Annotated in this window: 6 protein-coding genes; all 6 read left to right on the top strand. The window is 75.1% G+C overall.

Translation table 11 applies throughout. From position 1 onward, the window contains the following. Positions 1–14: 14 nt before the first annotated feature. Positions 15–4,520, top strand: a complete 4,506-nt coding sequence (locus ACZ52J_RS23390) for an amino acid adenylation domain-containing protein (protein ID WP_465621381.1) — start codon at positions 15–17, stop codon at positions 4,518–4,520. Positions 4,521–4,529: 9 nt separating this feature from the next. Further along, entirely contained in the window at positions 4,530–6,356 is a 1,827-nt protein-coding gene (locus ACZ52J_RS23395) for a non-ribosomal peptide synthetase (protein ID WP_465621383.1), read from the top strand. After that, positions 6,353–7,138 (top strand): thioesterase II family protein, encoded by a 786-nt coding sequence (locus ACZ52J_RS23400; protein ID WP_465621385.1) that lies wholly within the window; start codon positions 6,353–6,355, stop codon positions 7,136–7,138. Before ACZ52J_RS23395 ends, ACZ52J_RS23400 begins: the two co-directional genes overlap by 4 nt. After that, positions 7,132–8,316: a cytochrome P450 gene (locus ACZ52J_RS23405; protein WP_465621387.1), complete on the top strand. Its 1,185-nt coding sequence runs from the start codon at positions 7,132–7,134 to the stop codon at positions 8,314–8,316. The genes ACZ52J_RS23400 and ACZ52J_RS23405 overlap by 7 nt, the downstream gene beginning before the upstream one ends. Before the next feature lie 96 nt (positions 8,317–8,412). Beyond that, complete coding sequence (locus ACZ52J_RS23410) at positions 8,413–8,625, top strand: MbtH family protein (protein ID WP_465621388.1); 213 nt, start codon at positions 8,413–8,415, stop codon at positions 8,623–8,625. Between the two features lie 8 nt (positions 8,626–8,633). After that, positions 8,634–9,629 (top strand): TauD/TfdA family dioxygenase, encoded by a 996-nt coding sequence (locus tag ACZ52J_RS23415; RefSeq protein WP_465621389.1) that lies wholly within the window; start codon positions 8,634–8,636, stop codon positions 9,627–9,629. Positions 9,630–9,684: the final 55 nt, after the last annotated feature.

Below are 9,684 nucleotides of genomic sequence, written 5' to 3' on the forward strand. Positions count from 1 at the left end.
AAGGGAACGAGGCCGTGAGCCCGTCCGACCGCCCGGCGCGCACCGCGCCCGTCTCGGGGCTGCAGCGCGGCCTCTGGTTCCTCGACCGCCTCGACCCGCAGGCCGTCACCTACTGCACCCCCTGGACCGTCGACGTCACCGGCCCGCTCGACCTCGCGCTGCTCCAGCGCGCGCTGGACGCCGTGGTGGCCCGGCACGAGACGCTGCGCACCACCTTCGCGCTGCACCCCGACGGCCCCCGCCAGCAGGTGCACCACGACCTGCGGGTGCCGCTCGCGGTGACCGACCTGCGCCCGCAGGCCGGCCCCGGGCAGGCCGAACCCGGGCAGGCCGAGAGCCCCGGACAGGCCGGGCGCCTCGAGGAACTGCTCGCCGCCCGCTGCGCCGAGCCCTTCGACCTGGCCGCGGGCCCGCTGCTGCGGGCCGAGGCCTTCCGGCTCGCGGACGAGCGCACCACGGTGCTGTTCACCGTCCACCACATCGTCTGGGACGGCTGGTCCGCCGAGGTCTTCGGTCGCGAGCTCGCCGAGCTGTACGGCGCGGCGCTGGAGGGCCGCGAGGCCGTCCTGCCGGAGCTGACCGCGCAGTACGCCGACTACGCGCAGGAGGAGCTCGGCACCTCCTACGAGGAGCACCTGACCTACTGGAAAGAGCAGTTGAACGGCGCGCCCGGCCTGCTGGAGCTGCCCACCGACCGGCCCCGGCCCGCCGAGCGCGGCGCCGCCGGACGGACCGAGGAGTTCGGCCTCGCGCCCGGGACGGCGGCCCGGGTCCGCGCCCTGGCCGAGAGTGAGGGCGTCACCCCGTTCACCGTCCAACTGGCCGCTTTCGCGCTACTGCTGAACCGCTGGACCGGCGCCGACGACCTGGTGATCGGCACCCCGGTCACCACCCGCGACCGCCCCGAACTGGAGCACCTGCTCGGCTACTTCGTCAACCTGCTGCCGCTGCGGCTGCGGCTCGCGCCCGCGCTGAGCTTCCGGGACCTGCTGGAGCACGTCCAGGACGTCGCCTTCGACGCCTACGGCTACCTCGACGTGCCCTTCGACCAGCTGGTCGACCACCTCGGTGCCGCCCGCACCGCGCAGCACCCGCCGCTGGTCCAGGTGGTGTTCGGCGCCCACACCGAGGACCGCACCCCGCTCGCGCTCGGCCCGGCCACCGCCGAGAGCCGGGTGCGCTCCAACGGCACCAGCAAGTTCGACCTCACCTGGTCCGTCTTCGACAGCGGCACCGACAGCGGCACCGGAGGCGGCACCGGCGGCGGCACCGGCGGCGAACTGCGCGGCGAGGCCGAGTACCGCAGCGAGCTGTTCGACCCGGAGACCGTCCGCCGGCTGGCCGCCGAGTTCGACGCCCTGCTCACCGCGGCCCTCGACGACCCCGACGCCACCGTGCTGCGGCTGACCACCCGCACCGCCGAGGCCGTCCGGGCCACCGACACCCCCGGCCACTGCCTGCACCACCTGTTCGAGCGGGCCGTCGACGCCCACCCCGACCGGCCCGCCGTCAGCGACCCCGACCGCACCCTGAGCTACGCCGAGCTCGACCGCCGGGCCAACCGCCTCGCGCACGCCCTGCGCGCCCGCGGGGCCGGCCCCGGCGACCGGATCGGCCTGCTGCTGGACCGCACGGCCGACGTCCTGGTCACCGTCCTCGGCGTACTCAAGACCGGCGCCGCGTACGTGCCCGTCGACCTGGCCGCCCCCGCCGACCGCGCCGCGCTCGTCTTCGGCGACACCGACGTCACCCTGGTGGTCACCGACCGCCCGGACCGGGTGCCCGAAGGCCCCTGGCAGGCCTACGACCTGACCGCTTCCGCCGACCTGGCCGCCCGGCCGGACACCCGCCCGCCGGCCGCCGGCCGCCCCGGCGACGTCGCCTACATCATCTTCACCTCCGGCTCCACCGGCCGCCCCAAGGGCGTCGCGGTCGCCCACGAGCACGTCAGCCGGCTCATGGCGGACGGCGCGGAGCACTTCGGCTTCGGCCCGGAGGAGACCTGGACGCTCTTCCACAGCTACGCCTTCGACTGGACGGTCTGGGAGATGTGGGGCGCCCTGCTGCACGGCGCCCGCCTGGTCGTCGTCCCGTACGTGACCAGCCGCTCGCCGGAGGAGTTCGCCCAGCTGCTGGAGGAGGAGCGGGTCTCCATCCTCTGCCTCACCCCCTCGGCGCTGCGCCAGCTGGAGCCCGTGCTGCGCCGCCGCCCGCGTGCCCTGCCCGCGCTGAAGTGGATCATGCTCGGCGGGGAGGCGCTGGACCCGGCCGTCGTCCAGCGCTGGTTCGGACTCGAGCCGCCGCCCCCGGCCCGCCTCTGCAACCTGTACGGCATCACCGAGACGACCGTCCACGTCACCACCCACGACCTGGCCGACAGCGCCGGATTCGAACGCAGCCTGATCGGCGCGCCGATGCCGCACCTGAGCGTGCAGGTCCTGGACGACTGGCTGCGACCCTGCCCGCCCGGCGCGGCCGGCGAGCTGTACATCGGCGGCGGCAGCCTCGCCCACGGCTACTGGGGCCGCCCCGGCCTCACCGCCGGCCGCTTCGTCGCCGACCCGTACGGCCCGCCCGGGGCCCGGCTCTACCGCACCGGCGACGTCGCCCGGCGACTGCCCGGCGGCGGGCTCGAGTACATCGGACGCGCCGACCTCCAGGTCAAACTGCGCGGCTTCCGGATCGAACTCGGCGAGATCGAGAACGCGCTCGCCGCCCACCCGGACGTCGACGCCTGCATCGTCACCGTGCACGAGGACCGCCTCGCCGCGTACGTCACCGGGCGCGAGCCCGCCGACGTCCGCGCCTTCCTCGGCCGCTCGCTGCCCCCGTACATGGTCCCGGCGAGCTTCACCGGGCTGGAGTCGCTGCCGCTCACCGTCAACGGCAAGGTGGACCGCGCCGCGCTGCCCGCCCCCGGCCAGCGCAGCACGGCCACCGGCGGCCGCCACGTCGAGCCGCGCAGCCCGGAGGAGGAGGCCTTCGCCGCCGTCTGGACGGAGGTCCTCGGGGTGGACGGCATCGGCGTCCACGACGACTTCTTCCACCTCGGCGGCGACTCCATCCGGGCCGTCCAGCTCGCCGGCGCGCTGCACGAGCGCGGCTGGGGCGTGAGCCTGCGGGACGTCTTCAACGCCCCCACCGTCGCCGCCCTGCTGCCGCTCGCGCAGCCCGTCACGGAGGGCCCGCCGGCCCACGAGCCCTTCGCCCTGATCACCCCGGAGGACCGCGCCGCCCTGCCGCCCGGCCTCGTCGACGCCTACCCGATGGTGTCCATGCAGCTCTCCATGGTCTTCCACATGGAGATCGCCGGCGGCACCGACAGCTACCACAACGTCAACTCCTACCGGATCTGCGGCGACCTCGACGAACCGGCCTTCCGCCGCTCCGTCGCCGAGGCGATGGACCGCCACGCCGTGCTGCGCACCGGCCTCGACCTGTCCGGCTACGGCGAACCGCTGCAGCTCGTGCACGGCCGGCTGCCCGCACCCGTCGAGTTCGCCGACCTGCGCGGGGAACAGGACCAGGACACCGCGATCCGCGAGGTGTTCGACACCCACCGGTGGACGCCCTTCGACCTCACCGCCCCGCCGCTTTTCCGGATCACCGTGCAGCGCCTCGCCGAGGACGCCTTCCAGCTCACCGTCTCCGAACACCACGCGATCCTCGACGGCTGGAGCTTCACCTCCCTGCTCACCGAGATCCTGGAACGCCACACCGCCCTCGCCGCCGACCCGCTCGGCGCCCCCACCCCGCCGCCGCGCACCGCCTTCCGCGACTTCGTGGCCGTCGAACGGCAGGCCGCCCAGGACGAGCGGTCGCTCGCCTACTGGCGCGAGCGGCTGTCCGGCGCCAGCGGCCAGCTGTTCCCCGGCAGCGAGGACGTGCACGAGGCGCCGCGCACCGTCGAGCGGGTGCTGCCCGAGGCGCCCGAACAGCTGCGGCTGGTTGCCGACGCACTGGCCGTGCCCGTCAAGTCGGTCGCGCTCGCCGCCCACCTGCACGCCCTCGCCGCCGTCACCGGGCGACCGCGCGTCACCACCGGCCTGGCCGTCAACGGCCGGCTGGAACGGCTCGGCGGCACCGAGGTGTACGGGCTGTTCCTCAACACCGTCCCGCTGAGCTGCGAGCCCACCGACGACCTGCTCGCCCTGGCCCGCGAGGTCCACCGGGAGGAGCTCGACATGATGCCGCACCGCCGGGTGCCCTTCGCCCGCCTCGCCCGGCTGATGACCGACACCGCGCTGGACAGCCAGTTCGGCTACCTGCGCTTCCACGCCCTGGGCCGGCTCAGCTCGGCCCGCATCGTGGACGGCCGGATCGGCACCGAGCCGACCCTGCGCCACGAACCCAACAGCTTCGCCTTCGGTGCCTCGGTGATCCAGGACCCGGTCACGCAGCGGGTGCTGCTCGCCGTGGACCACCAGCGCTCCCTGGTCACCGACCGCACCGCCGAGCAGTTCATCGACACCTACACGGCCGCCCTGCACGCCATGGCCACCGCCGTCCGAAAGTCCTGAGGAGCCGTCATGACCGACCTGCTGGAGCGCCTGCGCGCCACCGTCGCCGCCCACCCCGAGCGCACCGCCGTCCTCGCCCCCGCCGGGCAGACCGGAACGGCCCGCCTGGACTACGCCGAACTCGACCGCCGCACCGCCGCCCTGGCCCGCGCCCTGCGCGCCCGCGGCGTCGGCCGCGGCGACCGGGTCGGCGTCCACCTCGCCCGCACCGCCGACCTGCCGGTCGCCCTGCTCGCCGTCTGGCGGGCCGGCGCCGCCTACGTTCCGCTCGACCCGGCCTACCCCGCCGAGCGGCTGGCCTTCATGGCCTCCGACGCCGGGCTCGCGGCCCTGATCAGCGCCGACGGCCTCCCGGCGGCCCAGGACGTGCCGGTGCTGCGCCCGGACGCCACCGCCGACGGGACCCACCTGCCGGAGCTGCCCGACCTGCCGGAGCAGGCCCACCCGCTCGACCCGGCCTACGTCATCTACACCTCCGGCTCCACCGGCCGCCCCAAGGGCGTCGAGGTGCCGCGCGGCGCCGTTGCCGCGCTGGTGGCGGCCCTGGAGGCCGACGGCGCCTACCGCGCCGAGCCCGGGGTGGTCGGCTGGAACGCCAGCGTCTCCTTCGACGCCTCCGTCCAGCAGTGGGCCCGGATCTGCCGCGGCGACACCGTCCTGGTCATCGGCGACGAGCACCGCGCCGACCCGGCCCGGCTGGCCGGCCTGCTCGCCGAGCACGCCGTCACCGACCTCGACCTGACCCCCTCGCACTGGGAGCTGCTGCGCGAGCCGCTCACCGGGGCCCGGGTACCGCGGCTGTTCATGGGCGGCGAGCCCGTCCCCGAGCGCACCTGGCGGGAACTGGCCGACACCGGCATCGACGCCCTCAACATGTACGGGCCCACCGAGTGCACCGTCGACGCCGTCACCGCGCCGATCACCGGCCCCGGGCCGCACCTGGGCGAGCCGCTGCCCGGCGTGCGCCTCCACCTGCTGGACGAGAAGCTCTCCCCGGTCGCCGCCGGCGTCGTCGGCGAGCTGTACGTGGCCGGGCCCGGGCTCGCCCACGGCTACGTCGGCCGGCCCGCACTGACCGCCGAGCGCTTCGTCGCCGACCCCTTCGGCGAGCCCGGCACCCGGATGTACCGCACCGGCGACCAGGCCCGACGCGGCGAGGGCGGGCGGCTGGAGTACGTCGGCCGGGTAGACCGCCAGGTCAAGCTGCGCGGCTACCGGATCGAGCTCGGCGAGATCGAGCACGCCCTGGCCCGGCTGGACGGCGTCCAGGCCGCCGCCGTCACGGTGTGCGAGCCCGCTCCCGGCGACCGCCGGCTCGCCGGCTACGTCACCGGCGGGCCGGCCGCCGCCGGGTCGACCACCGCCGGGCCGACCGCCGCCGAGCTGACCGAGCGGCTGCGGGCCACCCTGCCCGCCCACCTGGTGCCCTCGGTGATCACCGTGCTGGACGCCATGCCGCTCACCCCGAACGGCAAGGTCGACCTGGCGGCGCTGCCCGTCCCCGCCGCCGTCCCCGTCCCCACTGCCGTCGCGGAGGCTGCGCCGGAGGAAGCCACCGGCCTGGCGGCGCAGGTCGCCGAGGTCTGGAGCACCGTGCTCGGCGTGGCCGGCCTCGCGCCCACCGACGACTTCTTCTCGCTCGGCGGCCACTCGCTCGCCGCGCTGCGCGTCGTCCACCTGCTGCGCCGCCGGCTCGGCATCGAGCTCCAGCTGCGCCACCTGCTCGACTCGGCCGACCTGGCCGCCTTCACCGCCACCGTCGAGCGGGCCGTCGACGCCGGCACCGCCGCCCCCCGGCCCGCCCTGACCGCCCGCGCCCGGGTGAGCGGCGCATGACCACCGCCACGCGGGTGCGACCCCGCGCCGAGGGGGACTGGCTGCTGGTCCCCGTACCCCAACCGCACCGCCCGTTCCGGCTGTTCTGCTTCCCGCACGCCGGCGGCGACGCCACCGCCTACACCCCCCTGGCCCGCGCCCTCGCCCCGGACGTCGAGGTCTGGGCCCTGCGCCCGCCCGCGCGCGGCGGCCGCCTCGGCCACCCGATGCCCGCGAGCTTCGACCTGCTGGTCGACGCCGTCGTGGAGGCCCTCACCCCGCACCTGACCGGGCGGTTCGGCTTCTACGGGCAGAGCTTCGGCGCCCTGCTCGGCTACGAGGTCGCCCGGGCACTGCCCGCCGAGCGGCGACCCGAACTGGTCGTCGCCGCCTCCGCCTCGCCGCCGGCCGCCTGGGCCGGACAGGACCGCCCGCGGTACGACGCCGACGACCTGCTCCGCCTCGCCGGCATGGGCGAACTCGTCGAGGGCGAAGCCGATCTGAAGGAACACGCGCTGCGCGGCATCCGTACCGACCTGGCCGTGGTCGCCACCTACCGGCCCCGCCCGCACCCGCCGATCGGCTCCGACCTGCACACCGTCGTCGGCGTCGAGGACCCGCTCCTCGCCGCCGGCGGCCTCGAAGGCTGGGCCGCCCACACCCGCGGCCGATCCGGCCACCACGTCGTCCCCGGCGGCCACCTGCTCGCCACCGTCGACGGGCCCGGCCCGGTCGACCTGCTGACCTCCCTCATCACGCGGCCCGGCGCCGCCCCCCAGCCCACGACGGAGTACTCATGCTGACCACCACCGCCGTCGACCTCACCGACCCGGACCTGTGGGCCCGCCCCGACACCCCCGGCCTGGTCGCCGAGCTGCGCCGGGAGGCCGCCGTCCACCGCACCGACACCGTCGACGACGGGCCGGTCTGGTCGGTGCTCTCCTACCGCCACTCCGCGGAGGTGCTGCGCGACGCCGCCCTCTACAGCTCCGAGCAGGGCTCGCTGCTCGGCGCCGGCGAGGGCAACGTCCCGGTCGGATCCGGCCGGATGATGGCCCTCACCGACCCGCCCCGGCACCGCGAACTCCGCGCCCCGGCCAACCCGTTCTTCGCCCCCGGTCCGGTGCGCGGCGCCGCCCGCGGCATCGGCGAACTCGCCGCCTCGATCGTCGACCAGGCCGTCGAACGGGGCGAGGTGGACCTCGTCGACGCCGTCTCCGCCCTCCCGCTGTCCGTCATGTGCGACCTCCTGGACGTCCCGGAGAAGGACCGCGAGATGGTCGAGCGGGTCTGCGACGTCGCCTTCCTCGGCAACACCCCCGAGGAGCGCCGGGCCGGCCACCAGCAGCTCATCCCGTACCTGCTGCACCAGGTGATGCTGCGCCGCACCGACCCGCGCGACGACCTGATCAGCAAGATGGCGACCTACCGGGTCGGCGGCAAGCTGCTGCCGGTCGAGGACGTCGTCCTCAACCTGGACAACATCGTGGTCGGCGGCGTCCAGACCGTCCGCCACACCGCCGCCATGGGCCTCCACACCCTCGTCCAACACCCCGAACTGTGGCGGAAGTTGCAGCAGGGCGAGGTCGGCATGGACTCGGCGCTGGACGAACTCCTGCGCTGGACCTCCGTCGGGCTGCACACCCTGCGCACCGCGAGCCGGGACACCGAACTCGACGGCCGCACCATCCGGCGCGGCGACCGGGTCGCCGTCTGGGTGTGGTCCGCCAACCGCGACCCGGAGGCCTTCGACCGGCCCGAGGAGATCCTGCTGGACCGCGCCCCCAACAAGCACCTCGCCCTCGGCCTCGGCGCCCACTACTGCATCGGCGCACCGCTGGCCAAGGCCGAACTCGGCGCCCTGTTCACGGCGATGCTGGAGCGCGTCGCCGTGATCGAACCGACCGGCCCGGTCACCCACAACCGCTCGATCATCAACTTCGGCCTGGACCACTTCCCGGTCCGCCTCATCCCGCGCTGACCACCGGCGGTGCCCAACTGCCGCGTTCCTGCCGGGACTCCTGCCCTTCCCGCCCCCGGCCCGCCCCTACCTTCGAATCAACCCAAGGAGGACACCATGAGCAACCCGTTCGAGGACGACAACGCCGGCTACCTGGTGCTGGTCAACGACGAGAACCAGCACTCGCTGTGGCCGGTCTGGATCGACGTGCCCGGCGGCTGGACCACCGTCCACGGCGAGGACACCCGCCAGGGCTGCCTCGACTACATCGAGGCGAACTGGACCGACATCAGGCCCGCCGGCCTGGTCGCCTCCCTCGCCCGCCGGTGAGCGCCACCATGCCGACCTGGGAACTGAACCCCGGCCGCCCGGCCCTCGCCCACGCCCCGCGCACCGCCGACCTCGGCGAGGCCTGCGCGTGGCTGCGAGAGAACGAGACCGAGCTCACCGCCGCCCTGCACCGCCACGGCACGATCTTCCTGCGCGGCCTGCCGGTCGCGAGCACCGAGGACGTCGCGGCCGTGCGCGACATCCTCATCCCCGAGCGCACCCCCTACCGCGAGAAGGCCACCCCGCGCAGCGACTACGGCAACGGCGTCTTCTCCTCCACCGACCTCCCGCCGGCCCAGCCGATCCGGATGCACAACGAGAACAGCTACACCCTCACCTTCCCGGGCCGGCTGCTCTTCGCCTGCCTCATCGCCCCCGAGGAGGGCGGCGCCACCCCGACCGCCGACTGCCGCCGGGTGCTGGACCACCTGCCGGCCCGACTGGTCGAGCGGATGCGGACCACCGGCTGGACGCTCACCCGCAACTACTCGGACTACGTCTCCCTCGGCTGGCGCACCGCCTTCGCCACCGAGGACCGGGCCGAGGTCGAGGCCTACTGCCGGGAGAACGGCATCACCTGCGAGTGGCGGCCCGACGGCAACCTGCGCACCGGCCAGCTGCGCCCCGGCACCATCCACCATCCGGCGACCGGCGAAGAGGTCTGGTTCAACCACCTCGCGTTCTGGAACGAGTGGTCGCTCGACCCGGACATCCGTGAGGCCATGATCGACGAGTTCGGCGCGGACGGCCTGCCGTTCAACACCGGGTTCGGCGAGGCCGAACCGCTCGGGCGCGCCGATGTCGACGCCCTCAACGAGGCGTACCACGCCGCGACCGTGCGCGAGCGCTGGCAGGCCGGCGACGTGATGCTGGTCGACAACGTGCTCTGCGCGCACGGCCGGGACCCGTACCGCGGCGACCGCAGGATCGCCGTCGCGATGGGGCAGCCCGTCGACGTCCTGGACTGCCGGCCCAGCGTCCGGCCGACCCTGGCCGCCGTCTGACCGCCCCGTTCCTGGCCGCCCGTCCCCCCAGGGCCCCGAACACCCCGTGCCGAGA

This window comes from Kitasatospora sp. NPDC034035, assembly GCF_055575755.1.

What these genes read in the sequence shown, in the direction of transcription:
- ACZ52J_RS23405 (WP_465621387.1), top strand. Translation starts at nt 7,132, where the DNA reads ATGCTGACCACCACCGCCGTCGACCTCACCGACCCGGACCTGTGGGCC.
- ACZ52J_RS23395 (WP_465621383.1), top strand. Translation starts at nt 4,530, where the DNA reads ATGACCGACCTGCTGGAGCGCCTGCGCGCCACCGTCGCCGCCCACCCC.
- ACZ52J_RS23400 (WP_465621385.1), top strand. Translation starts at nt 6,353, where the DNA reads ATGACCACCGCCACGCGGGTGCGACCCCGCGCCGAGGGGGACTGGCTG.
- ACZ52J_RS23410 (WP_465621388.1), top strand. Translation starts at nt 8,413, where the DNA reads ATGAGCAACCCGTTCGAGGACGACAACGCCGGCTACCTGGTGCTGGTC.
- ACZ52J_RS23415 (WP_465621389.1), top strand. Translation starts at nt 8,634, where the DNA reads ATGCCGACCTGGGAACTGAACCCCGGCCGCCCGGCCCTCGCCCACGCC.